General features: G+C 26.9%; 26 protein-coding genes and 2 tRNA genes. 21 read left to right on the top strand and 7 right to left on the bottom strand.

From position 1 onward, the window contains the following. The first annotated feature begins 1 nt into the window (after position 1). Both JXZ91_RS00620 and JXZ91_RS00615 read left to right on the top strand, forming a co-directional pair. Positions 2–592, top strand: a complete 591-nt coding sequence (locus tag JXZ91_RS00620) for a hypothetical protein (RefSeq protein WP_205851081.1) — start codon at positions 2–4, stop codon at positions 590–592. Between the two features lie 27 nt (positions 593–619). Further along, positions 620–1222, top strand: a complete 603-nt coding sequence (locus JXZ91_RS00615) for a hypothetical protein (protein WP_205851080.1) — start codon at positions 620–622, stop codon at positions 1220–1222. 15 nt (positions 1223–1237) lie between these two features. On the opposite strand, the gene JXZ91_RS00610 is transcribed toward JXZ91_RS00615, so the two are convergent. The 4 genes from JXZ91_RS00610 to rpoE form a co-directional block, all read right to left on the bottom strand. Beyond that, positions 1238–1330, bottom strand: a tRNA-Ser gene (locus JXZ91_RS00610). Between the two features lie 87 nt (positions 1331–1417). Continuing rightward, entirely contained in the window at positions 1418–2155 is a 738-nt protein-coding gene (locus tag JXZ91_RS00605) for a thermonuclease family protein (RefSeq protein ID WP_205851079.1), read from the bottom strand. A gap of 1 nt (position 2156) precedes the next feature. Beyond that, positions 2157–2999 carry a class II fructose-bisphosphate aldolase gene (locus JXZ91_RS00600; RefSeq protein WP_205851078.1) on the bottom strand — a complete coding sequence of 281 codons (843 nt, stop codon included), beginning with the start codon at positions 2997–2999 and terminating at the stop codon, positions 2157–2159. 6 nt (positions 3000–3005) lie between these two features. Continuing rightward, the gene (rpoE, locus tag JXZ91_RS00595; RefSeq protein ID WP_205851077.1) at positions 3006–3272 is read right to left on the bottom strand and encodes a DNA-directed RNA polymerase subunit delta; all 267 of its coding nucleotides are present in this window, start codon (positions 3270–3272) and stop codon (positions 3006–3008) included. 311 nt (positions 3273–3583) lie between these two features. On the opposite strand from rpoE, the gene arcA reads away from it, so the two are divergent. The 3 genes from arcA (at position 3584) to tsf (ending at position 6814) form a co-directional block, all read left to right on the top strand. Then, on the top strand, positions 3584–4816 hold the full coding sequence (gene arcA / locus JXZ91_RS00590; protein WP_205851076.1) for an arginine deiminase: 1233 nt from the start codon (positions 3584–3586) through the stop codon (positions 4814–4816). A gap of 265 nt (positions 4817–5081) precedes the next feature. Then, complete coding sequence (gene rpsB, locus JXZ91_RS00585) at positions 5082–5897, top strand: 30S ribosomal protein S2 (protein WP_205851075.1); 816 nt, start codon at positions 5082–5084, stop codon at positions 5895–5897. Between the two features lie 32 nt (positions 5898–5929). Further along, complete coding sequence (gene tsf, locus JXZ91_RS00580; protein ID WP_205851074.1) at positions 5930–6814, top strand: translation elongation factor Ts; 885 nt, start codon at positions 5930–5932, stop codon at positions 6812–6814. A 39-nt stretch (positions 6815–6853) separates the two neighbouring features. Here tsf and JXZ91_RS00575 read toward each other — a convergent pair whose 3' ends face one another. Beyond that, positions 6854–7372: a dUTP diphosphatase gene (locus tag JXZ91_RS00575; RefSeq protein ID WP_308700623.1), complete on the bottom strand. Its 519-nt coding sequence runs from the start codon at positions 7370–7372 to the stop codon at positions 6854–6856. 260 nt (positions 7373–7632) lie between these two features. Between JXZ91_RS00575 and JXZ91_RS00570 the strand changes: the two genes are divergently transcribed. The 10 genes from JXZ91_RS00570 to secA all read left to right on the top strand — a co-directional run bounded on the left by JXZ91_RS00570 (position 7633) and on the right by secA (position 19770). Beyond that, positions 7633–8496, top strand: a complete 864-nt coding sequence (locus tag JXZ91_RS00570; RefSeq protein WP_205851073.1) for a hypothetical protein — start codon at positions 7633–7635, stop codon at positions 8494–8496. Between the two features lie 76 nt (positions 8497–8572). Next, a tRNA-Leu gene (locus JXZ91_RS00565) sits at positions 8573–8657 on the top strand. Positions 8658–8744: 87 nt separating this feature from the next. After that, complete coding sequence (locus JXZ91_RS00560) at positions 8745–9566, top strand: hypothetical protein (RefSeq protein ID WP_205851072.1); 822 nt, start codon at positions 8745–8747, stop codon at positions 9564–9566. 214 nt (positions 9567–9780) lie between these two features. Then, positions 9781–11901, top strand: coding sequence for a P68 family surface lipoprotein (locus tag JXZ91_RS03565; protein ID WP_205851071.1), 2121 nt, complete (start codon positions 9781–9783; stop codon positions 11899–11901). A 58-nt stretch (positions 11902–11959) separates the two neighbouring features. Beyond that, on the top strand, positions 11960–12916 hold the full coding sequence (locus JXZ91_RS00550) for a hypothetical protein (RefSeq protein ID WP_205851070.1): 957 nt from the start codon (positions 11960–11962) through the stop codon (positions 12914–12916). Between the two features lie 17 nt (positions 12917–12933). Further along, entirely contained in the window at positions 12934–14886 is a 1953-nt protein-coding gene (locus JXZ91_RS03560; RefSeq protein WP_205851069.1) for an ATP-binding cassette domain-containing protein, read from the top strand. Next, on the top strand, positions 14886–15902 hold the full coding sequence (locus JXZ91_RS00540; RefSeq protein ID WP_205851068.1) for a carbohydrate ABC transporter permease: 1017 nt from the start codon (positions 14886–14888) through the stop codon (positions 15900–15902). The genes JXZ91_RS03560 and JXZ91_RS00540 overlap by 1 nt, the downstream gene beginning before the upstream one ends. After that, positions 15844–16893: a carbohydrate ABC transporter permease gene (locus JXZ91_RS03555; protein ID WP_205851067.1), complete on the top strand. Its 1050-nt coding sequence runs from the start codon at positions 15844–15846 to the stop codon at positions 16891–16893. Before JXZ91_RS00540 ends, JXZ91_RS03555 begins: the two co-directional genes overlap by 59 nt. A gap of 3 nt (positions 16894–16896) precedes the next feature. Further along, entirely contained in the window at positions 16897–17082 is a 186-nt protein-coding gene (locus JXZ91_RS00530) for a hypothetical protein (protein ID WP_205851066.1), read from the top strand. A 99-nt stretch (positions 17083–17181) separates the two neighbouring features. Further along, entirely contained in the window at positions 17182–19770 is a 2589-nt protein-coding gene (gene secA, locus JXZ91_RS00525) for a preprotein translocase subunit SecA (protein ID WP_205851065.1), read from the top strand. A 58-nt stretch (positions 19771–19828) separates the two neighbouring features. On the opposite strand, the gene JXZ91_RS03100 is transcribed toward secA, so the two are convergent. Both JXZ91_RS03100 and JXZ91_RS00515 read right to left on the bottom strand, forming a co-directional pair. Further along, positions 19829–20257 (bottom strand): bis(5'-nucleosyl)-tetraphosphatase, encoded by a 429-nt coding sequence (locus tag JXZ91_RS03100; protein ID WP_205851064.1) that lies wholly within the window; start codon positions 20255–20257, stop codon positions 19829–19831. Positions 20258–20286: 29 nt separating this feature from the next. After that, the gene (locus JXZ91_RS00515) at positions 20287–20793 is read right to left on the bottom strand and encodes a hypothetical protein (protein WP_205851063.1); all 507 of its coding nucleotides are present in this window, start codon (positions 20791–20793) and stop codon (positions 20287–20289) included. 135 nt (positions 20794–20928) lie between these two features. Here JXZ91_RS00515 and dnaX point away from each other — a divergent pair, with 135 nt between their 5' ends. From dnaX to rsmI, 6 genes are read left to right on the top strand one after another with little or no spacing between them, the layout of a single operon-like run. After that, positions 20929–22932 (top strand): DNA polymerase III subunit gamma/tau, encoded by a 2004-nt coding sequence (dnaX, locus tag JXZ91_RS00510; protein WP_205851062.1) that lies wholly within the window; start codon positions 20929–20931, stop codon positions 22930–22932. A 13-nt stretch (positions 22933–22945) separates the two neighbouring features. Beyond that, entirely contained in the window at positions 22946–23239 is a 294-nt protein-coding gene (locus tag JXZ91_RS00505) for a YbaB/EbfC family nucleoid-associated protein (protein WP_205851061.1), read from the top strand. Then, a complete protein-coding gene (locus tag JXZ91_RS00500) occupies positions 23239–23829 on the top strand; it encodes a toprim domain-containing protein (RefSeq protein WP_205851060.1) in 591 nt (196 codons plus the stop codon). The genes JXZ91_RS00505 and JXZ91_RS00500 overlap by 1 nt, the downstream gene beginning before the upstream one ends. After that, positions 23830–24495: a dTMP kinase gene (tmk, locus tag JXZ91_RS00495; protein ID WP_241006045.1), complete on the top strand. Its 666-nt coding sequence runs from the start codon at positions 23830–23832 to the stop codon at positions 24493–24495. Positions 24496–24497: 2 nt separating this feature from the next. Next, complete coding sequence (locus JXZ91_RS00490) at positions 24498–25370, top strand: DNA polymerase III delta subunit-related protein (protein WP_205851059.1); 873 nt, start codon at positions 24498–24500, stop codon at positions 25368–25370. Continuing rightward, a complete protein-coding gene (rsmI, locus tag JXZ91_RS00485) occupies positions 25363–26097 on the top strand; it encodes a 16S rRNA (cytidine(1402)-2'-O)-methyltransferase (RefSeq protein ID WP_205851058.1) in 735 nt (244 codons plus the stop codon). Before JXZ91_RS00490 ends, rsmI begins: the two co-directional genes overlap by 8 nt. Positions 26098–26132: the final 35 nt, after the last annotated feature.

The raw sequence follows: 26132 nt of genomic DNA, 5'->3' as shown, positions 1-26132 counted from the left end.
AATGAAGAAATTCTTATTACTTAATTCATTAATGATTTCTGCTATACCTATATCTATTTTATCTATTTCTTGTTGCCGATTTCCAAAGTATAATAAAAAAGAACTGCATGAAGAAATTGAAAAAACAAAAGGGCTAAAAATAGTTTCTATTTCAGCTCCATTGTTAAAAGGTCCAATAGAACCCGCTTACAAGAAAAATGACATTATTTTTAGTTTGGAAGATAAAAGTAAAGATCCTAATTATCAATCTATCACTATAAAAGATTTCAAAGGTCAAAAAAACCAAGAAAAAACAATCTATTTTTTAATTCCATATAAAGAAAAATTAAAATATAAAAATAAAGAACTAACATATTTTTATATGCCTGGTCGCTGAATGAATTATAGAAAAAATAAACATTTGAGTTTTACTTGGTGTATAGGCTATAAATATATTGGAAAAGAAAAGGAATCTGAATATTACTTTGAAGGTGAAGAAAACAAAAAAATCACAATTAATCTTAAAGTTAAAATCTTAATAAGCAATAGGTTTAATGAATTACATTTGACATTAAATGATACTAGTCAAATTTTAATAGTTGAAGAAATTTAAGCATTAAATAGAACCAAAGGAGACCTAATGAATAAAAAAAATTTGCTTTCAACTTTAATTGCACCAACTTTACCATTAACAATAATTTCAGTTTCTTGTAATTGATTTAATATGAATAAAGAAAAAATACGCTTCGACAAAAAAATAGACCAATATAAAGGTTATAGGGTGACTTCAGTATTTGGCACTATTACTAATGGTCCAATAGAACCCGCTTACAAGAAAAATGACATTATTTTTAGTTTGGAAGATAAAAGTAAAGATCCTAATTATCAATCTATCACTATAAAAGACTTCAAGGGTCAAAAAAACCAAGAAAAAACAATCTATTTTTTAATTCCATATAAAGAAAAATTAAAATATAAAAATAAAGAACTAAAAATTTGTCATCTTTTAAACAATGATAAACTTTATGAATATAAAAACAATGGTTTTTTCCATTTGAAATGTGGACTAGGATATGAATATTATTCTGAAGAAAATAATTCTGAGTATTATTTTGAAGGAAAAGAAACTCAAAAAATTCCAATTATGATTGAAATTAACAAAATACAAGATTACCCAGATTATGAAATAATATTAAAAATAAATAATACGTATCAAAAAATATATATAGAAGGATTGAAGTAAAACGAAATAAAAAAATGGCGGGTAAGAGAGGATTTGAACCTCCGCGGGTGCTTTAACACCCCTACAGTCTTAGCAGGACCGCCTCTTCGACCACTTGAGTACTTACCCGTACACATTAGCAATTAGTATTATATACTAAAACAATCTTCAAAATAAAAATATAGTTCACTAACAAAAAAATCAGTGAACTTATTTTTAATTTTTAGGATATATTTTATTAATATTACCGCTTCAAATACCTTTTTTATCTTCTCTAGCTTTGTCTTGTGCTTTTTTAAGAAAATGATAATAATTTTCATTATCTGTATAAAACTTATTTTTTAAATCAAGGCTAATATAATTCATTTTGGCAAAGCCATTAAAAACTAACTGTTCATTCAAACATAATAATTCATTATTTTTAGTTACAATAACTACAATTCCAATAACCCTGTCATACAAGTCTCGAAAGTTATTGCTTAATTTATCTTTTCCTTTAACTTTAGTTCTTTGTGGGATAACTCATATTGATTTAGCATTTTTTAGTTGCTTAGAAACGAAATTCTTTGCCATTTGGCCATATTTAAATTGTTCACCTTCAGTGGGAACTCAATTATCATTTATTCTTTTTCTGGTTTCTGGTGTGTCAATTCCTGCATATCGACAAATAAATTCTATACTAGTGTTAATTATTCTAAAATTTGTAGTATCCCCATCTTTTTCTCCTATCAATTTAACTTGTGTTGCATGATTAGGACTTAAATTATCAGAAATAACATATTCTTTATTATTAAGAATTAATTTTTTATTTTTGGTATCTAGTGAAGGAGATGTGTTTTCATTATTCCCGTTTGATTGTTTGGTGTCATCTTGACACTTGATTGATACAAGTGGACTAATTAAAACAACTGGGCTTAAGGCTGCTAATAATCATTTAAATTTAATCTTTTTCATACTAATACTTATTTAATAATTCCTTTGTTTTATTAAAAATCATTTCATTAGATAATTTGTATAGTTTTCTTGGATTATAGTTTTTATTTTTTAAAATATCATTGTTTTTTATATATTCTAATAGTCCTTTAGCATTTTCAATTTGCAAATCAGTATTAATATTTATTTTAGTAATTCCAAGACTAATACATTTTTTTAGGTCATTTTCACTAATTCCTGATCCACCATGTAAAACTAATGGAATTTGCAGATTTTCATTAATTTTATTTAATAGTTCAAAATTAATACCGCTCCAGTTTTTTGGATATTCACCATGAACGTTTCCAATTCCAATAGCAAGCATGTCAACACCAATTTCTTTAAATTTTAAAGCTTCTTCTAATTTGGTATAGACAATATCACTAATGCGATCATCATTTACATTTCCTATTGTGCCTGTTTCACATTCTACTGTTATATCTTTTTTTCTAGCTTTTGCAATAATTTTTTTTGATAGTTCTAGATTTTGTTCGAAATCTAGTTTGCTTCCATCAAACATAATGGAGCTAAAATTAGCTTCAATAGCTTGTAAACAATCTTCATAATTTCCATGGTCCAAGTGTAAACAAACTGGTACTTTAATACTTAGGTTTTCTATTAAGGCAACAACTAGATTATAAACCACCTTGTAGCCACCAAAATACTTTATAGCACTAGGACTAACTCCTAATATAATCGGCTTAGAAGTTTCTTGTGCAGCTAATAATACTTGTTTAGTTCATTCTAAATTATTGATATTAATATGAAAAACAACTTTCTTTTGTTTATAAGCATTATTTAGCATTTCTTTTGCATTTACTAGCATAATAAATTAACCTTTATAATCTGGTCTAATTGTTGTTCATGTTCCATCGGCATTGTGGAAAAATTTTCCGTCAACTGTTAGTAGTCTATATAACTCACCACGTTTTTTTAATAATAATTGTTCATCATTAACATTAGGATCAGTTTCATTTCTTCATCTTTCAAATAAAATTTCTTTTATTTCGTCAAATAAAGCATTAAATTCTATTGATTTACGACCTCTTAAAATATCTTCAGCAATATTTAGTAATGTCTTATATTCATTTTCTCTCATGTTATACTCCATAAATATTTTTTATTCAATTTTATATTTACAAATTATATTATGTAACAGTGCATTTTTAAGTTTAATTTAAGAAAAAATTAATAAATCATGACTTTAAATTTTAAAAAACAATGTAAAACATTTTTAAAGTGTCTTTAAAAGTCCATTCGCTCGCTAAAAACTAAAAAAATAGTATAATGTAATTGTATAAATTAGTTGTTAAAGTGTTTTTCATTTTTATTAAAAAAATTAGATTTTTAAAATATGTTAACAAATTAAAGTATTTATACAAAAAACATCATTTATTTGAAAGGAAAAAAATGTCTGTATTTGACAGTAAATTTAAAGGAATTCACGTTTACTCAGAAATTGGTGAATTAGAATCAGTTCTAGTTCACGAACCAGGACGTGAAATTGACTACATTACCCCAGCTAGATTAGATGAATTATTATTCTCAGCTATTTTAGAAAGCCACGATGCAAGAAAAGAACACAAATTATTTGTTTCACAATTAAAAGAAAGAGGAATTAACGTAGTTGAATTAACCGATTTAGTTACTGAAACATATGATTTAGCATCACAAGAAAACAAAGACAAGTTAATTGAAGAATTCTTAGAAGATTCAGAACCTGTTTTAACAGAAGCACACAAAACAGCTGTTAGAAAATTCTTAAAATCAAGAAAAACAACAAAAGAAATGATTCAATTCATGATGGCTGGTATTACCAAACATGATTTAGGAATCGAAGCAGATCACGAATTAATAGTAGACCCAATGCCTAACTTATACTTCACACGTGACCCATTTGCATCAGTAGGAAATGGTGTTACAATTCACTACATGCGCTACAAAGTTAGACAACGTGAAACACTATTTTCAAGATTTATTTTCTCAAATCACCCTAAATTAGTAAATACCCCATGATACTATGACCCAGCAATGAAATTATCAATTGAAGGTGGAGACGTATTCATCTACAATAACGATACTTTAGTAGTTGGTGTTTCAGAAAGAACTGACTTAGAAACAATTACTTTATTAGCTAAAAACATTAAAGTAAATAAAGAAGTTGAATTCAAACGTATTGTTGCAATTAACGTTCCTAAATGAACAAACTTAATGCACTTAGACACATGACTAACAATGTTGGATAAAGATAAATTCTTATATTCACCAATCGCTAACGATGTATTCAAATTCTGAGATTACGATTTAGTAAACGGCGGAGCAGAACCTCAACCAAAAGAAAACGGTTTACCATTAGAAGGATTGCTACAATCAATCATCAACAAAAAACCTATTTTAATTCCTATTGCCGGAAAATGTGCATCACAAATGGAAATTGAAAGAGAAACTCACTTTGATGGAACAAACTACTTAGCAGTAGCACCTGGTGTTGTTATTGGTTACTCACGTAACGAAAAAACAAATGCTGCACTAGAAGCTGCAGGAATTACAGTTATTCCATTCCACGGTAACCAATTATCATTAGGTATGGGTAATGCACGTTGTATGTCAATGCCTTTATCACGTAAAGATGTTAAGTGATAGTCTTCTATAAAATTATTTAATTTTATATATTTAAAAATCCTCTTGCCTATGGCTTGAGGATATTTTTTTATCTTCCTTAAATTTTAATGTGGTAAAATTGTAAAGTACTTATAAAGTATTCGATAGATTATTCAAATTTAATTAATTTATCAAGCACTATTATGAATTCAATTGCCAGTGCCAATATTAAATATTTGGTGCAAATTGTTCGAAGTAATAGGAAGTTTTAACAAATCAAAAAAACAAAATTTAAAGGAAAGTTAATATGTCAGAACAAAAAACTGTTGAACAAAAACAAGTAGACCAAAAACCTGAACAAAAACAAAATCAAAATTCAGAGCAACCAATAGTTTCGAGAGAAAAACTTTTAGAAGCTGGAGTATATTTTGGTCATAGAGTAAGTCATTGAAATCCAAAAATGAAACAATATATTTATGGTAAAAGAGCTGGAATTCATATTATTGATATTTCAAAAACCCAAAAAACATTGGAATATGCTTACAAATTATTAAATAAAATGGCGCAAAAACCAATTTCATTTATTTGAGTAGGAACCAAAAAACAAGCTAAAAATGCCATTGAAGCAGCTGCAAATAGAACGAATTCAGTATATGTTTCAGAACGTTGATTAGGTGGAACTTTAACTAACTCACAAACAATCTTTAGAAGTGTTAGAGAATTAGAAAAACTAGAAGAATTACAAAAAAATGGTTACGTAGGTTACACTAAAAAAGAAGGTTTATTAAACGATAAAAAAATTGCTAAACTACAAAGAAACCTAGGCGGAATTAGAAAATTAGCAGGAAAAGCTCAAATGCCTCAAGTTATGATAGTAGCTTCTCCAATTGAAGATGAAATTGCTATTAAAGAAGCTAAAATCAAAGGTTTAAAAGTTTTTGCTATTCAAGATACAAACTCAAATCCAGATTTAGTAGATTTTGTAATCCCAGCAAACGATGATTCAGTAAAATCAATTTCTTTAATTACCACAATTTTAGCAGATGCTATTGCTTCTGCAAGGGGTGAAAAACCTTTATTTGCATATAAAACAAACGAAGAAGTAGTTTTACCTGAAGAATAATAAATATAAATAAAATAGTATAGGAAGTTTAAATGTCAGTAGATTTGAAAAAAATTAAAGAACTAAGAGAAATAACAAATTCTGGTTTCTTAGATGTAAAAAATGCTTTAGAAGCAACAAATAACGATATTGAAAAAGCAATTGAATGATTGCAAGAAAAAGGAATTATCAAAGCTGCTAAAAAAGCTGGAAGAATTGCAGCTGATGGTATTGTTAGAGCAATTGTTAAAGATAACAAAACAGCCATTATATTTGAACTAAATTCAGAAACAGACTTTGTTGCTAAAAATGAAATGTTTGTTGATTTAACTAAAAAAATCGCTAGTGCATTGCTTGAAAATAACTTTAGCAGTGTTGAAGATATTTTAGGTCTAAAAATCGATGGACTTACAATTGAAGAACACACAAACCAATTAACAGCTAAAATTGGTGAAAAAATTTCATTAAGAAGAGCACAAAAATATGTTGCAAAAGATGGCGAGGTTGTAGCTGGTTATACTCATGCTAATAATAGAGTTGCTACAATAATTATTGCTAAAGGTTCAAATGCTGATGCTTTAAGAAATGTTTCAATGCATGTTGCAGCCTTAAATCCAGCTTATATAACAGAAAAATGTCTATCTAAAGAAGTGTTAGATGAAATCAATGCACAATTAGAATCGAGCCCTGCGCTAAAAAATAAACCTGAAAAAATTCAACAATCAATTAAGAGTGGTTTGTTAAGAAAAGAATTTAATGAAAGAGGAGTTTTATTATATCAACCGTTTGTAATGGAAGATACTAAAACTGTGGCTCAATACTTAAATGAATCTAATCTAGAAATTCTAGAAGTTCAAAGATATGAAGTTGGCGAGGGTATTGAAAAAAAGAGTGTGGATTTCGCTTCTGAAGTTGCGGAACAAATGAACGCTAAATAATTTAGAATTAAAATAACGAGAGAATCAAGTCTCTCGTTTTTAATATCTTTCTTTAATACGTTGATAATTTTTTTTGTTTTTATATAAATAAGATTCAATTATGTCTTTTTCATTAATATCAACTAACTGTCCTAAACCTAGATATACTTCAAAAGCCTCTTGAACACTTTTTTTATCTTTATTTTCTAATAAATTACAAAATAGTTTATATGTATGAGCCAATTGCAAATTAAAATTATCATATTCAATTTTAGGCTCTACTTTATTTGGAACTTCCATTTGATAAGCCAAACTAGTAATAAAATGAATTCCATCGGCAAATTCTTCAAGCATTTTCTTTCGATCAATATTTTTATCTTTTTTTCAGTATTTAAATGCTTTTACTTCATTAGCAAATTCACCCAATTCAACTAATAAAGCAATCACTTTTTTGGTGTCAAATAATTCCAAATCTTCTTTTTCTATATTATTAATAAAAGTCTTATCTAAAGTCTTTTGAGCCTCAAAAATCAAGTGCAATTCCATAATATCAAAATTATAGCACTTAATATATTTCATACAAATTATTAAAATCCAAAATATTTAGAATTGTTAGTTCAAATCCTCAACAATAGATTTTTCTATTTTTATTAGTTCAAATAAACAAATATTTTAGCATTGTATTATTCATTTCAAAAAGATTAATGTTTACAATCAGTTACAATTAAGATGTGTTAAACTAAAACATTTTATAAAAAAAGCACACACTAAAAACGAATTATCAAATTAATGTTAAAAAAATAAAGATTAACTATTTTTTAAAGAATTGTGAGAATATCATGAAAAATTATAATTTTTTATTAAGCAGTTGCATTACTTCTAAAATATTATTAAACATTGATAAAAAAGCTAACAAAATTTCAAAATCAACTGTATTTTTATTTATATATAGAATATTTTTCTTATTGTCAGCAATATCAATCTTAATACTTGGAGCGGTTAGGGCCAACTTTAAGTATTTAAATGTAATGTCAAGTGTTATTTATGTATATCCAATCATTTTGATAGTTTTCTATTCTATATACATATTGTGAGCATTCAGTTTTTTAAAAACTAAAATTCACAATTTTATAGAAAATCACCAGAATTTTGATTCGCCTATTTTGGATCACTTAAAAAAACACGGTGAATTAAGAAATTATTTTATATTTAATCTAGTTGTAAATATTGTTATTAATGTATTTGTCATAACTTCTTATATATCATTAACTTATTATTATTCAACTAAAAATAATGAAACCCTAAACTATAATTCGTATTTATTTTTATTAGCATTTTTAGTTTTAAAAATCATTTTTTCAAATTCAACACTTCATATAATGTATGCTAAAAATACAAAAGTTGATTTGAGTTTAAAATATCAAAAAAGAAATAATTTAATTAATTTAATTTCAATTTATTTAACTTCATTAATTACATTAGGAACTTTAACATTTATTTCAATTTTATTTCCAATTAATCAATCATGAAATTTTGGATGAGGCTTTTTAGTATTTTTAATTGCTTTAATACCAATATGAATTTTAGGAATATTCATTTTTAAATTAATATTATTTCTTATATTTTTACTAAAAGCAGAGTGCAAAACTAGCTTAAAACTTAAAATGTTGTTTTTATTCTTATTTTTCAAAGAAGCTAATTAAATATCAAATTTACTCGAAGATTTTCTTCGAGTTTTTGATTTATTATTTTATAATTCTATTTGTTATTAATTTAAGAGCTCCAGTGGCGGAATGGTAGACGCAGTTGACTCAAAATCAACCGGTTAAGAGCTGTGCTGGTTCAAGTCCAGTCTGGAGCACCATATAATTTATTTAAAATTGCCCAAACCTCTTTTTTATGAATTAGAGGTTTTTAATTTATAATTGTATTTATAAAATAGGTTTAAATTATGAATAATAGAAAAAATGAACTTAAGAAAATTAAAAGACATGATTTGCATTCAAATTGATATTTAATCTTGTCTTTATGTGCAATAACTGTAAGCTGATTTTTTATTATATATGTATCAGCTATATTTAATAATATTTATTCTGCAAATAGCCTTTTTAGAAAAACAAACGATTTTATTGTCAGCTTCATAGCGGGTTTAATTTCAGGAATACTAGCAATTTTGCTAGCCTTTATATTTCTAGATTTAATCAAAGTATCTCGAATTAAGGATTACTTTGCTTATTACTGTTATTTAAATTCTTTAAAAAATAAATCAAAATATACATTTTTTAAAAATTCAAAAATACCTTCAGAGTTATATAAAAGAAATCAAAAAGCTATGACCAAAAGCTATTTTATTTCTTTGGTAGCTTCAATACTAGAATACACCGAAACTTCACCTCAGTATAAAAATCTAGTTAATGAAATTGATAGTGATTTTGCAATTCATTCATTTTTAGAGCCTAATTTTGAAAAACAAAAGAAACATGCTATCACAAGAATTGTAATTTTAGATATATTAATTCCTTTTATAATTGATACCATATTAATTCTTTTAGCTATAGCAGTCACAATTAAAAAAGGCACCAAACCTTCTGCTATTTTAAGAGTAATAATAGTGTTTATTTCAACTATTTTTTCATTATGTTTATCTATCACTATTTATGAATTTTATATACTTAATTCAGTTAAGAACTATTCAACTTTTAATGACTTTTATTTACTATCATTTAATAACTTTGAATATAAATATTTAAATTCATCTTTAGTTAAGCGATAATATGTCTTAAAATTAGCCTAGTAATACTTATTAATTTATTAATAAGTTTTATATACAAAAAACCGGGTTTTTGTAAAAATTGTAATACAATTAATATGTGAATAATTATACATACAATCAAAACTCAATTTTCACAACTTCACAATGTCAATTGGTCAGCTAATTGATATTGTATTTTTATTATTTTATTGAAGAAATATGGAAAGGTAAAAACATGAAAAAAATTAATAAGATTTTATTATCTTTAACTCCAGTATCTGCTATGGCTATTCCTTTAATGGCAGCAGCATGTGGTCGTAGATTTGATCAAAATTACGACGGCATAATTAAAATTGCTACTGGTTATGGAGAAAATAACCCTCAAGGTAAAGCAATGAAAGGTATTGTTCAAGCTTATAATGATTGACTAGAATCAGGAACTGAAGAAGATAAGAAAAAACGTAAAGAAGATGGATACTTAAAAGTTGAAGTTGAATTTTTACCAAATGGATACAACACAGGTCCATTACAAAGTAAACTAAATGCTAAAGAAAGAAATAAATTCTGAAACATTATAATTAATTATCCAACAGCAGCAGCAATCATTTCTAAAAGAGATATGAACTTATCAATTTCAGATGAAGATTACAATGCTTTAAAAATTTTAGATACTTTTAAAAACGCTAATGATGATATTGCCGGAAATGACAAAAAAGAAAAATGAGTTATTCCATTCTCACGTTCATCAGAAATGTCAGCAATTGACAAAGTTCTTTTAGGAAAATTAATAAAAGAACTTAAAGCAATTGATGGTGTTAACTATACACAAGACGCAGTTAAGACTAAAAAAATTGATGAATATGTTAAATATTATGAAGATCTAAGTAAAGCAGCAACTCCAAATGATGCAAAATATGTTGATACAGAATGAGAAATTTCTAAAACTGTTGAATTAGATAAAGCTAAAGAAGCTATTAAAAAATTGAACATTACTTTAGAAGATGAAATGTTTTCAAAATACGACAGTTTAGTTGATTTTGCAATTGCAGCCAAAAAGTTATATTCAGGTAAAGATAGTAACAATAAATACATTATTGGTTTAGATTCATTACCTTCAGCACTTAATGTTATGAATGCTGCTATTACTAAAGGTGACAAATCGAAACAATATATTCCTCCATCAGAAAAACACAAGAGATTTGGTGGATATGATTATGAATCATTCTTGAAAAAAAATACAGATCAAAATAAACACTTTGAATCAATGTTAGGCAAAGTTTTTGAAGGAATTAAAACAGGAGCTATTTGAATAGGTGGTGGTGGAGCATATGGTTCATCATCATTAACCAGACATAATATGGCTATTAGTATTGGTTCAACAGCTGGTTTTACTCATACTTTTGTTAAAGGTAATGACAAAACAATATACTTTTTAAAAACTAACAAGGCTAAAAGAGAATTAGGAACTCCTAATGAAATTAAAGAACCTACTAAACAACCAAATAAAGATAAAGGAGCTCTTTTTGAATTTGGTAAATATCAAAATCCTATTTTTGCATATAACTCAAACGTAAAAATGGGTCAATATGACAAAAAATTTGTTAACAAAAAAGCCCAAGACCAATTTATTAAACACAAAGATAAATTTGGCGATTATCATTTATTAGATGCTGAATTTAATAAAAACGAATCTACACTAAAATATAAAGGTGAAGAGGATAAATTAACAGCAGATGAAATTTCAAAAATTATTGATTTAGGTGAAATATTTGAAAATGATTCAAGAAAATACATACTAATTTCAAAAGATCTATACACTTCTGAAAAAATTTCAAAAGAAAAATTAGTAAATAAAGAAGATGCTGACTGAATTAGTGCACCATTAAGAAAATCAGCTAGTGATAAAAAATCAGTATTTGTACAAGGTCCATCATTAGTTTTAATTCATGCTAATGAAAAAGAAGACAAAGCTACAAAATTATTAGTTAAATGACTATTTGAACATAAACATACAAAAGTTACAATTGACAAAAAAGACTATGCTAATATAAACTCAGTTGATGCATTCAATCAACATGGTAATTATATTTCTCCAACAGAAGCATACTTCAGTGATGCAAATAAAACTGTTATAGATAAACTTTCAGAAGCTGAAAAATTAGCATTCCAAAACTTTAAATTAGTTAAAGAAAGTCCAAGTGAATATCAAACAGCTGATGACGTTTCTTCAAACTTATCAGATCAACTTAGAGATTCAATTAGAGCAGCAGCTGTTAAAATTGTAGGTCAAGTATCTGCAAACAAAAATCCAAGTTTCGAAGATTTAATGGAAGAAATTAGAAAACAATTTAAATAGACATAATAAGCAAAAACGCACATAATGTGTTGTTTTTGTCGTGTTTTAGGAATTATTAATGAAGAAGAATGAAAAAAAATGATTGGGGTTGTTTTCAATTGTTTCCATGATTGCAATGCCACTTGTGGCTATATCATGTGTTAATTGAAAAAAAATAGAAAAAGATCTAAAAATAAACGACACATATCCTATTAAAATTCAAGATATTGACAAAGTCGGAACAATGTTTGATCAACAAATTACATATTCTGAATTTGACAAAGTTGCCGGTACTGAAAAAGAAGTAACGAAAACATTGTGAGAATATTTTTCTTTTATTGAAGGTGAAGTTCTAAAGGTTTCAGATGGTGATACACTTTCAATTAAGGTTACAAAAGGTAATCCTAATGGTAAACCTAAAAAAGATGAAGTTATTAAGGTAAGAATACCATTAATAGACACTTTGGAAGAAAACACAAAAGATGTTAAGGAACGTGAAAAAAATCTAGCCCATTTAGATAGTAATTATGCCAGATCGATATTACCTAATGGTACAAAAGTTAGATTAATCTCCGAAGATGGCTGAGTTAATTTATCATATGATCGTCACGTAGGATATCTATTTTTTGGTGAAAATTTCCAAAAAAACTTTAGTATTGATATGCTATCAAATGGTTGAACACTACCCAGATTTAACGATAGTGCTCTAAAAGACTTTATTGGTGATTTTAACAAAAAAGATAAGAAAAACATAATTAGTTACTTATTACCTTTTGCAGCTCATGCTTTTAATAAAGGATATTTGGAAAACAAAGGTTTTTATAATAAAAATGGTGTTGATATTGAATTAGAAGGCAAAAAAGTTAATATTAAAATTAATAACCCTATAGAACTTGCAAAAGAATATGTTTCACATGGTGAAACTTTAATAAATACTGCTTATAAGATTATGTATCCTTCACAAATACCAAAACAATATTTTGATCCCCAAAATAATATTTATGAATTTTTAAGAAATAATCAAAACAAAAAATAAAATAAGGATTTTTTAAAATGAACAAAGCAAAAAATGAATTAACACAAAGTGATATTCATAGCTTTTCAAAAGAACGTTACCAAGCTAAAAAATCAATACCAGCTATTGAAGTTGAAGATTTAGTTATTGACTTTGGTGAATCTTTAGCTGTTGATAATGCTTCTTTTGTCATTAAAAAAGGGGAATTAGTTACCTTGCTTGGACCATCTGGTTCTGGTAAGACTACTACCCTTAATGCAATTTCAGGATTACTAAGACCTACAAGTGGAAAAATATTTTTTTCAGGCGTAGATGTAACAAAATTCTCTCCTCAACAAAGAGAATTGGGTCTAGTTTTCCAAAACTATGCATTATACCCTCATATGACAGTGTATGAAAATATTGCATTTCCTTTAAGAAATGATAGACACTGAAAAGAAGAAACTATTGAAAAAACAAAGTTATCACAACAAAAAATATTTGAAATAATTTTTGAATACTTTGGAATTGAAAAAGCCAAAATTGAAGATACAAGAACAAAGTTGTATCACAATATTGACAATCCAAAGGAAACTAGAAGTTATCTAACTCATTTAACAACAAAATTCAATAATATTATTGAAAAAGAAGTTAATGACTTAAACTTTTTAGTTACAAAAAAAACAGGTTTGCTTTCTTCTTTAACTAAAAAAGTTTTAATTGACATTAAAGAAGCAAAACAAAAGTTTAAAGACCAAAAAAGTAATTTAGATAAAGAATGTGCTATTGAAAAACAAAATGCATATCCTAAGACCAATGCAGCTTTATCAAAAGAAGAATCTGCAATTAGAGCTCAAAAATATGCAGAAATCCAAAAATTGTTTAATGAAAAAAAACTTGCCAAAAAACAAGAATATAAGCAAACAATTAAAAATATTACAAATGACTATGAACTTAAGTACAAAGATACTAAGCTTAGTTATTCAAAGAAAATTTTAGAAGCTAAAAAACTACTAAAGGATAAAAAAGTGATACAAAAACAAGATCCTTTAGTTGCTGAAATGCTTCAAATTAAAAACCGTTTAAAGAAAATATCAGCGGAAACCGCTTTAATTTACAAAACGTCAGTCCGTGAAATTTTAGACCAAATTTTTGAATCACAAGGTATTCAAAAAACTAAAAATATAAGCCACGATATTAATGTTTTATTAGCAAAATTACCTAAAAAATTACAAGATGAAATCAGAGTAATCGGTAAAGACGTCCTTACAATAAACGAAGCTATTGTTCGTGACGTTTTAGATGTTGCTCAAAGAGTTGAAATTACTAAAAATTTAGGTAAAAGACCTACACAATTATCTGGAGGGCAACAACAACGTGTGGCTATAGCCAGAGCAATTGTTAAAAAGCCTAAAATTCTATTGTTAGATGAACCGTTATCTAACTTAGATGCTAAATTACGTATTTCTACAAGAAAATGAATACGTTCAATTCAACAAGAACTTGGAATTACTACAGTTTTTGTTACTCACGACCAAGAAGAGGCTATGTCAATTAGTGACAAAATTATTTGTATGTCTACTGCCCAAGTACAACAAATAGGTGCACCAATGGACTTATATCTAAAACCAAAGAATGAGTTTGTAGCCAAATTCTTAGGTATGCCAGAAATGACAATATTTGAAACAGATGTTAAAGATGGATATGTTTATTATAATGGAAGCAAATTAACCAAAGCTCCTGAAACATATACAAAACCTAGAGTGGATTTAGGATTTCGTGGTGAATCTTTAGTTGAAGATAAAAACGGAGTTTTTGTTGGAGACATTAGATTAGTTGAATATTTAGGAAAAGAAATTCAAGCACAAATCCATATTAAAGAGATAGATAGAATTGCAAACGTTTTTTTAGGTGAAAAAACTCACTATGAACTAGGTGAAATTGTTAAACTATCAATTAAAAGAGAAGAATTATACCATATGTTTGATGTAGACACTAAGGATAGAATTTAATGAAAACATATTTTTGAAAAAAATATCGTATTAAAAAATCAGGTGAAGCTCTAAGTATTTTAAATACTCGAACACCTGCATGAAAACCATTTTTATTGTTATTACCATCATTAATAGCACTAATATTTATGGTTGTAATTCCTTTCTTATTTGCAATTATGGGTTCTTTTAGAGCTCAAGGGGATAGCTATCGTGATTATACTTGATCAATTGATAACTATTATCGTCCAGGAGTAACGGGAGTTGGTATTTTTAATGACCCTAAGTTTATCAATTCTGTTGTAAACTCAATTATTTATGCTATTTTAGCGCTACCAGTAGGATTACTTTTTTCAATATTAATCAGTTCTGCTATTGCTACAATAGTTAAAAAATATGCACGTAGTTTTTGACAAACAGTATTCTTCTTACCTTATATGACAGGAGCAGTTGCTGTTTCATTAACATTTAGTGCCATTTTCGGTAAATCAACAGAGGGTGCAATACTTCCATGACTATATGATACAGGTTCAAGATGAAAACCACTTATTGTTATATTTATTAGAGGGGTTTGAGGAGGGTTAGCATTCCAAGTATTAATTTTAACTACAGCAATGCTATCAGTTAATCCAACCTTATATAAATCATCAGCAATTGATGGTGCTTCACCATTAAAACAATTTTTCAAAATTACTTTACCATCTATTCGTAGAACAATTTCATTCCTATTTACTATTGGAATAATCAATGGTATAAAGGTCTTTCCACTGGCATTATATAATAATGATGCTAATACAGCTATAGCTCAAGAAGGTGGATCACTATTAATCTATATTTTTAACAACGTTAAAGCAGGTCAAACCGAAAGATCTATGGCAGCTTCAGTATTCTTATTCATATTAGGAGTATCAATTTCATTTTCACTAAAGAAAGCAGTTTCATTAAGTTACAAAGTATATGGACACATAGGAGAAAAAAATGTTACTAATAAAATTAAAGAACAGGCAATGGCGAGAGAAATTATCTTTAAGATCTAAACAAGAATTAATGTCGAAACCTTATTCGACAACTAATGTATTAGGAAAATTTCTTGAATGAGGTTTTAAGATATCAATACTTACTTTCTTTAGTATTCTTATCATTCTTCCTTTCTATTTTATGATTGAACAATCTTTAGTGGACAGACGATTTTATACAGAAGAAGCTAGCTCTAAAATAGCATGGTGACCTTTCGATTGAAAATCTTATGAAGATAACGGAAAGGAATTTAAATTTGGTCTCAAAACGAGCTTCCATTTTGAAAATATTAAAGATGCTTTCCAAAAAGGATATTGACAAGCTTTAATATTTACTGCATCATATACAACTATTTCAGTAATGGTTCGTTTATTCTTTGCAATAACTTTAGGATATGCACTGGCAATGAGAAAATGAAGGGGCAAAAATGCATTCTTTGGTTTCTTATTATCATTGATGGTAATTCCTGAAATTACGCTTATTACAATGCAATATACGTTTGTTTCCAAAGCCAACTGGCTAAATACTAATAGTCCAGTAATTATAGTTGCCCTAATCATTCCATTTGCAACTTCTATATTTAATGCTTATATGTACAAAAATGCATTCGAAGCTATACCAAACTCTGTTAAAGAATCATCGATGCTTGATGGAGCTAGTGGATTTAAGTACTTCTTTAATATAGCATTACCAATGGTTAAAGCAACAACATGAACTGTAGTTATTCTAACTGCTTTATCGTCATGAAACTCATATACATGACCTGCAGTATTATGAACCTCTACACCAGGAGAAACTGCTGGTTATTGATCACCAATTAACTTGTGACTATTTACAACAGGTAGAATTCAACAAAAAACTGAAGATAGTAGTGAAGTGCAAAAAATTGTCTTATCAATTAGAATGGCAGCCACTGTATTGGCAATATTGCCAATGATGCTAATATACCTACTATTAAGAAAAAGAATAATGGCAGCAATTTCAAGACAAGGAAATGCTACAAAAGGATAAAAAATGAATAACAAAGATTTTAAATTATTAATAACTAAAAATAAACATAAAAGAATTGCAAAACGAGTTTTGAGTATAATTGGAATTTCTTCAGTAGTTTTAATGGGTTTAATTATGTTAGGGTTCATTATTTATGGATTATTTGTAGGTGTATATTCTGTATTTGCAGAAAACATATTTAACTTTTAAGACAATTAAATTTTGAAATTTATAAGAAAAGACAGGTTTAAGTGACCTGCCTTTTTAATTTAGTCTTTTTTTAAGAGTTTTAATATAAAATATTAAATTATGAAATTTTTTAAATTTAAAACAACTGAAATGAGAATTGCTGAGCATACCTTGCGAAAAATAAACCAATTAGAAGACAGCATTAAGGTTCTAAGTGATGAAGAACTACAGGCTAAAACAATAGAATTTAAAGAAAGACTAAAGATGGGTGAAACTAGAGAAGATATTCGCCCTGAAGTTTTTGCTGTATCTCGTGAAGCTACCAAAAGAATTTTAGGTAAAAGACCATATGATGTTCAAATGATCGGTGGAATTATTTTGGATTTAGGTTCAGTAGCTGAAATGAAAACTGGAGAGGGTAAAACAATTACCTCAATTGCTCCTGTTTATTTAAATGCCTTAGATGGTTCAAGCGTTATTGTTTCAACAGTTAATGAATACTTAGCTCAACGTGATGCTGAAGAAATGGGACAAGTATTTAATTTCTTAGGCTTAACTGTAGGTATTAATAAAGCTCAAATGCCAGCAATGTTAAAACGTCAAGCTTATGCTTGTGATGTTGTATATTCAATTCATTCAGAACTTGGATTTGATTACTTGCGTGATAATATGGCAATGTCAAAAGAAGAAAAAGTTCAAAGAGGACTTGATTTTATTCTTTTAGATGAAGTGGATTCTATTTTAATTGATGAAGCTAAAACTCCTTTAATTATCTCAGGTGGTGAACAAGAAGAAAGTTCAATGTATAACATTGCCGATTTATTTGTTCGTACTTTAAATTTTGAAGATTATTTTATTGATGAAGAAACTAAATCAGTATATTTAACTGATAAAGGAATTGAAAAAGCTAACAAATACTTTAATTTTAATAACTTGTATGATTTAGAAAACTCTGAATTAGTTCATCGTATTCAAAATGCTTTAAGAGCTCATAAAGTTATGAAACTAGATGTTGAATATATTGTTCGTAATGATAAAATTGAACTAGTTGATTCATTTACTGGTCGTATCATGGAAGGAAGAGCATATTCAGAAGGTCTTCAACAAGCTATCCAAGCTAAAGAAAGAGTTGAAATTGAATCTGAAACCAAAACTTTGGCAACAATAACATATCAAAACTTTTTTAGATTATTTAAAAAAATTAGTGGTATGACAGGTACAGCCAAAACCGAGGAAAAAGAATTTATTGATATTTATAATATGCGTGTTAATGTTGTCCCAACTAATAAACCAATAGTTAGAAAAGATGACAAAGATGAAATATATGTAGATATGCACTCAAAATGGCAAGCGGTAGTTAAAGAAGTAAAAAGAGCATATCAAAGAAAACAACCTATTTTAATTGGTACAGCCCAAGTTGAAGATTCTGAAGTTTTACATGAATATTTGTTAGAAGAAGGAATCCCTCATACAGTTTTAAATGCTAAACAAGATGCTTCTGAAGCTGATATTATTTCACATGCTGGAGAATTAGGCGCTGTTACTATAGCTACCAACATGGCTGGACGGGGAACTGATATTAAACCAAGTAAAGAAGCTTTAGAGGTTGGAGGACTTTATGTTCTTGGAACTGAAAAAGCCGAATCACGTCGAATTGATAATCAACTAAAAGGACGTTCAGGACGTCAAGGAGATATAGGTTATACTAAGTTCTTTCTTTCATTAGATGACCAATTAATCCTAAGGTTCTCAGTTCAAGATAAATGAAAAGAAATTTTTAAAGAATATGGTTCACATCCTATTCCCGGAGAATCGATTCGGTCAGCATTTTTAAGAGCTCAAAAGAAAATAGAGGGCTTTAACTATGATAGCCGTAAAAGCGTTTTAAATTTTGATGACGTTATAAGACAACAACGTGATTTAATTTATGAACAAAGAGATCTTATTTTAGAAAGAGATGATTTAGGCTTAATTATCAGAAAAATATTTCAAGTTGCTGTTAGACAAATTGTTAATAACCCATATTTTGTTCAAAAAAACGATACCATGGATTTTGAAAATTTTACAAGGTATTTAAATGAAAACTTTATGGTTTTAACAAAACACACTTTTAGTGTTGATGAAATTAAAAAAATGGACCGTGAAGAGTTAATAAGCTACATAATTTCAATATGATATAAAGAATATGACATTTTAAGAGAAAACATCATTGAAAAATATGGACTTTCAGCATTAGCTAATTCTGAAAGAAATATTATTCTTAATGTCTTTGATTCAGGTTGACAAGACCATATTAATATTATGGATAAATTGCGTCGTAGTACACACTTGGTCCAATATGCTCAAAAAAACCCATATCAAATTTATACTAAACTTGGTTCTAAGAAATTTAAAGAACTAACAGATAGAATTGCTTTAGAATGTAGTATTAATTTATTAAATAATTATGATGCTCTTCCTTCTTCAAATAGTCAAATTGATTTGGACTGATTAGAAACTTCAAATTCTGAAAATTCAAATGGTCTTGAAAAAGTTAATAGTTTTATAAACTATTTATTAGAATCAGAAGCGAGACATTTATTATCTGAAGGTTTAAGTGAACAAGAAGTGATTGAAAAAATTAATACTAAAAAAGATGAAATTTTTCAAGAATTAAAATTAAAATTAGAACAACTTTCAGCTACATCTAATCCTAAAAAAGAAGAATAAAAATAAACTCACTTAATGTGCTAGATTCTAAAATGAATCTTGTTGCAAAAGTGAGTTTTTATTTTTTGTAATTTCAATAATGATTAATGTAATGATTAATAGCTTTTTCAAGAATTTCACGATTGTTGTCATGAATAATTCGATTAACTAAAGCTTCTTCAACATTAACTCATTCGACAACATCAATTTCTTCGATTTGATTTTTTAAATCAAAGCTTTTTGGTTTAGCTAGGAAAAAAACGACTTTTTTACTTGTTCCCTTAAATGGCGAGTATTGAGAAGTTTCTCTAAAACCATCAAGAATTTCTACATCAATATTAGTTTCTTCTTTTGTTTCTCGAATTGCAGTTTCTATTTCAGTTTCATCTTTTTCAACATGTCCTTTAGGAAAACTTCAATGACCTGCTTTTTGTTGAACTAAAAGTACATATAATTTAGATTCAATATTTTTAAGCACAATTAGACCACACGATTTTTCATATCTCATTTTATGTAACCTCCTTTAAATCAAAAGACTTAGTTTTTCTTTTTTAAAACAATATTAATAGTTAATATTACTAATGAAGCTGCTATAGTAATTGAATTAAAAAAGTAAAATAAGTTTTTTGAAATATCAAAATAATTTCTAACTTGTTGAGCACGTTCGCTATCTTTTTTATCAATAGCACTAATTAAACTTTGCCTAAATGAATTTAAGGTCAACACTAAAGCAATAAAAGTAATAATACATACCAAAATAACTATAATTAAAGCAAAATTAATTCTAAAAAGTTTTGCTTTTTGATAATGTTGTCTATCTTTGAAAACACTAAAAAAACTATAAATATCAAAAGCAAAAATTATGCATGTCAAAACCAAAACAGTTACAATTCCAAAAAATACTGAATTGGTTAAATCAATTTTCATGAAATATATAGCAATAACTAAAAAAACACTAATAATAAAAGCAATAATGCTAAAAGTAAAGTGATTGTAAAAATTTCTACGCTGTTTTTTGCTAAATACCTTGTCTATTTTATTCATACATAAATTATTATAAACTTAATTAGAATTTAGGCACTTTATTTGTATTTTATTTTAATGCTATGCCTAAAAAAATAAGTTTTAATTTTGCCATAGTTTAATTTGGTAAAATATAAATATTATTTAGGAGGTCTAATGTCATTAACTAATAAATATCAGGCTCTATATCGTCAATATCGCCCTAAGAACTTTGATGAAGTCTATGGACAGGAACATATTGTTAATACACTAAAAAATATTCTTAAGGAAAATAAGTTAACGCACGCCTATTTATTCTGCGGTCCGCATGGAAATGGTAAAACATCGACTGCTAAAATTTTTGCTAACGCAATAAATTGTGTTGATCGTGTAAATGAAAATCCTTGTGGAAAATGTATTGAGTTTATTGATAGAAATATGGATATTATTGAAATAGATGCAGCTTCAAACACGGGAATTGAAGATATTAGACAACTTAAAGAAAAAATTAAACATTTACCTACAAATAGTAAATATAAAATTTACATTATCGATGAAATTCATATGTTATCTAAAGGCGCATTTAATGCCTTATTAAAAACTTTAGAAGAGCCTCCTAAACATGTAATATTTATTTTAGCAACTACAGATCCGCAAAAAATACCACTAACTATATTAAGTCGTGTTCAAAGATTTAATTTCAAAAAAATTGATCGTGAAATATTACACAAACAGCTAGAATATATTTTTAATAAGGAAAACATTAAAGCCTCTTCTGGAGCGATTAAATTGTTAGTTGACTTAGGTAATGGAAGTTTTAGAGATACTCTAAGTATTGCTGACCAAGTGGCTATTTATTGTGCTAATGAAGAAATAAGTCAGCAAGCAATAGAAAATCTATATGGCATAGTTGATTTTAATAATATATGAACTATGATTAAGTTAATTTATGAAAACGAATATAAATTATTAGTTGAAAAATTTAGTTATTTAATTGAAAACGGAGCAAGTGTTGAAAAGATTGCTTTACAAATATTTAAGACTTTAAAAGATTATGTGGTTTTCAAAAAAACTAATGATGAAAAACTATTAGAATATGCTTCCAAAGAGTCGTTTTTAAGCTTTGATATTAAAGATGATATTTTGTTTAAATATATTGAATATATTACTGAAGCAATTAAAGAAATTAATTATAGTGATTTGCCAAAACAAGTAATGGAAATATACCTTCTAAAAATGGCATCTTATCAATCTAAAACTTCAAGTCATGATTTAAATATTAATTATAAAAATAATTCTTCAAGTTTGGGCAATCAAGGTACTCCTAATGAAAATGATTTTAAAATTGTTAATGAAGCAATTTTAAATGAACAAGAGGAAGAAGAACAAACTAAAGATACTAAAAACAATGCTAAAGACTTTAATTCAGTTTTTAATTTAGCTAGCATATCAAATTCATATAATACTCAAAGCGAAATAACATTTAATAATAAACCAAAAATGGATGACCTCGGTATTAATGAAGAAAATTTGGACAAAATACTAGAAAAAACTTCTGAAATATTGGTGGCAGATACCACTAAAGAATATGAAAATGACGATATTCTAAATGAAATAATAACAAGTGAATTTTCTAATGATATTTCTGAATCAAAAAATGATGTTGAAATTTTAACACCTGAAATTGCTCAAAATGATGTTGATAATTTAGCTTTTATTTATCAATATGTTAAGAAAAAAATGTACAACTACAACAATGATAAAGTAGCTAAGTTTGATGAAATTAACTACAATATGCTGGAAACAAAAATATCACCAGAATTAAGTCATCTAAAAGAACTTTTATTAGGATTTAAAATTTTTCTTTCTTTGGATCAATTGATTGTACTAAAATCGCCTGATATTATTAAAGTTCATCAATTGAATTTAAAAAGAAAAGATTCACAATTAATGGAAGTTTTATATAGTATTTTCAATCGTTATGTAAATGTTATTGCTGTAACATATGAGCAATTGGAAAAAGCTATTGAAAATTGTAAGTTAAATTGAAAAGATAAGATCAATGAACAACAACCGCTATTAGACTTGCCTAATTTAGATAAATATAAAAATAAATCAACACCTTCTATTGAATATGCTAAAAAATTATTTGGTGATGCTGTAAAAGAACCAAAAGAATAATGGAGAAATAATAATGAATATAAACGAAATGTTAAAAAATGCCAAAAGAATTCAAGGTGAAATGGAAAAAGATGAACAAGAAGTTTCAAAAACAATTTTCACTGTTGAAAAACAAGGTATAACAGTTACTATGAATGGTGAAAGAAAAATCACTAAGATAGAAATTAATGAAGCTTTAATCGATCCTGAAGATCCTGAATTAGTTCAAGACTTAGTTATGATTGCTGTTAATGAAGCGATTGATAAGGTTCAAGAAGCATATGATAAAATTGCTGAAAAATACTCAAATACAGGAATGCCATTTTAATGGATAAAAAAATTGATGAAATTGTAGATTTATTAAAAAAAATTCCCGGAATTTCAATTCGCCAGGCTAATAAAATCATAAATTTTTTCTTAGATAATGACGTTGATGAATCAAAAGAATTATTTAACAAAATAATTGAATTAGCTTCTCAAACTACTAAATGTATCCAATGCTTAGCTTATACAAGTAAGGAATTATGTGATATTTGCTCTGATAAAAGCCGGCAAAAAAAGTTATATGTTGTTTCAACAAATAACGATATTAATAAATTTGAACAATTAGATATCCCTAAGGGAAAATACTTTATTTTTAATGAATTAGTAGATTTAAAAAATGTTAGTGAAAAATTTGAACTTAAACTTAAAAAATTATTTGAACTATCGAAACAATTTGACGAAATTATTCTAGCTCTTAATTCTGACTTTAATGGTCAAATAACAATGCGTTATATTGAAAAGAAATTAAGAGACGAGCTAAAATATTACAATGTTTATCAACTATCAATTGGAATACCATTCGGAATGTCAATCGATGCAGTTGATTTAATAACACTAAAACAATCAATCTTAAATAAAAAGAAAATAAACTAAATGAATAATAAAAGGAATGAGGAAGATATGAACAAAGCAAAATTTATAGCAATTGAAGGAATGGATGGTTCTGGTAAATCAACTATTATTGACATGTTAAAAAATGAATTAATTAACAAAAACTTAATAGATAATTTCGTTTTTACACGTGAACCAGGCTCTGCTTTTTCAAAAGAAGCTGAAAAAATCAGGCAATTAATCTTAGATAATGAAAACTCTTTTAGTTCAATGGTGGATGCTTTGTTATTTGCTACAAGCAGAAGACTTAATTTAGAAAAAGGAATTTTGCCAGCTTTAAAAGATAATAAACATGTCATATCAGATAGATATACAACTTCCTCATATGTTTATCAAGGAATTTTAGGTGATGCTGGTCTTGAAAATGTAGAAATAATTAATAAAATTGCTACAAGTTCAACTGAACCTGATTTAATTATTTTCTTTGACTTAGAGCCAGCGCTTTCAGTTGAAAGAATTACTAAAATGCGTGAAGGTATGGATAGATTAGAAACATCAGATATATCATATTATGTTTCTTTAAGAAAAGCGTATCAAAAAGTTATTGCTAAAAATCCTGAAAGATATCGTATTGTAGATGCTAATTGTTCAATAATCGAATTATTCCAAAAAATAATTAATATTTTAAAAGAAGAAAAAGTATTGTAATTATGGTTTCAAAAAATTTTGAGAGAATAATTAATAATTCAATTAGTAAAAATAAGCTTAGTCAGGTGTTTTTATTATCATCAAAAGAGATGGATTCTTTTGATGAATATATTCTTTATTTTATTAATAAAATAAATGGTGAAAATATTACTTCTTTAAAAGACATAAAATTTGGTGAACTATATTTTATTATTGGTCAAAACAAAACATCATTAACCAAGGATTCGGTTTTGGGTGCAATAAATGATGTTTCTGAAACTAGTAATTTAAATCCTAATAAAAGAAAATTTTTAATAATTAACAATGTTGAAAATGGTAGTTTGCAATCATTAAACGGCTTACTAAAATTTTTAGAAAACCCTCCTCAAAACACCATTGTTTTAATGACATGTAATTACATATCACAAGTACTTAAAACAATTAAATCGAGAGCTTTAATAATTGAAATTTATAATACAATTTTAAGTGAAATTGATTCACATAAACCCTATAATAGCTTTTTTAGTCAAACAAATAGTGAATACAATGAAGAATCAATTAGTTTATTTGATAAATTAGCTAACTCAATATCTGAATCTTATAAAAATCCTCAAACTTTTTTAAATTTAATTGTTCAAACACTAGACTATAGCAATAAAGAAGTTTTTTTAAACTTTATGAATTTAGTTTTTAATGATATTTATCGTATTAAAAAAGGTCTAAAAAAAATGACAATTTTAAAAAACCACAAAATTTCTCAAACGGATTTTGATTATGTTCCGATATATAAAATAATTAAGCTGATAGAAAATGTGAAAAAAAATTTAAATAAATCAGCTAATTTTAATTTACAAAAAAGCTATTTATTAGTGGAACTGGAGAAATACTATGGCTAATAAACTGTCAATAGTTGGAACTCCTATTGGAAACTTAGAAGATATAAGTTTTCGAGCCATTAGAGTTTTAAAAGAGGCTGATATGATCTTGTGCGAGGACACTAGATTAAGCCAAAGACTACTAAACCATTATGATATTAAAAATAAAAAGCTGATTTCATATCATAAATTTAATGAACGCCAAATTACTTCTAAAATAATTGATTTAGTTAAAGATCGCAATGTAGCTTTAATATCTGATGCTGGAATGCCTTGCATTTCTGACCCAGGATTTAATTTGATATCTGAAGCAAAAAAACATCATATATTTATTGATGTAATTGGCGGTCCGACTGCTATGATTCATGCTTTTATCAAATCAAATTTAGGCTCCAGTTTTAGCTTTTTAGGTTTTTTAAAAGATAAATCTGGAGAGAGACAAAATCAATTGAAAAAATTGTCAGAAGGAGTTTATGTTTCATACATTTCACCTTACAAATTACTGGCAACATTAGATGATTTTAATGAAGTATTTGGCTCAGAAGCACAGTTATATTTATGCAAAGAATTAACCAAAATTCATGAACAAGATTTTGAAGGTACAGCAGCTGAAATTAAAAATATGCTAAATGACCAAAATCTTAAGGGTGAATTTGTATTGGTATTCTTAATCAAAAAACCAAAAACCAAAAAAGTTAATAAATATGAATCTCTAAAAAATAAACAAAAAACATCAGATTTAGAATAAATTATCTTATTAAAGATAACTATTTGATCTGATGT

The sequence above is a fragment of the Mycoplasma enhydrae genome (assembly GCF_017116825.1).
GTDB classification, from domain to species: domain Bacteria; phylum Bacillota_I; class Bacilli_A; order Mycoplasmatales; family Metamycoplasmataceae; genus Metamycoplasma; species Metamycoplasma enhydrae.
The sequence above is the reverse complement of the archived record's forward strand: the minus strand, read 5'-3'. Positions and strand labels throughout refer to the sequence as shown.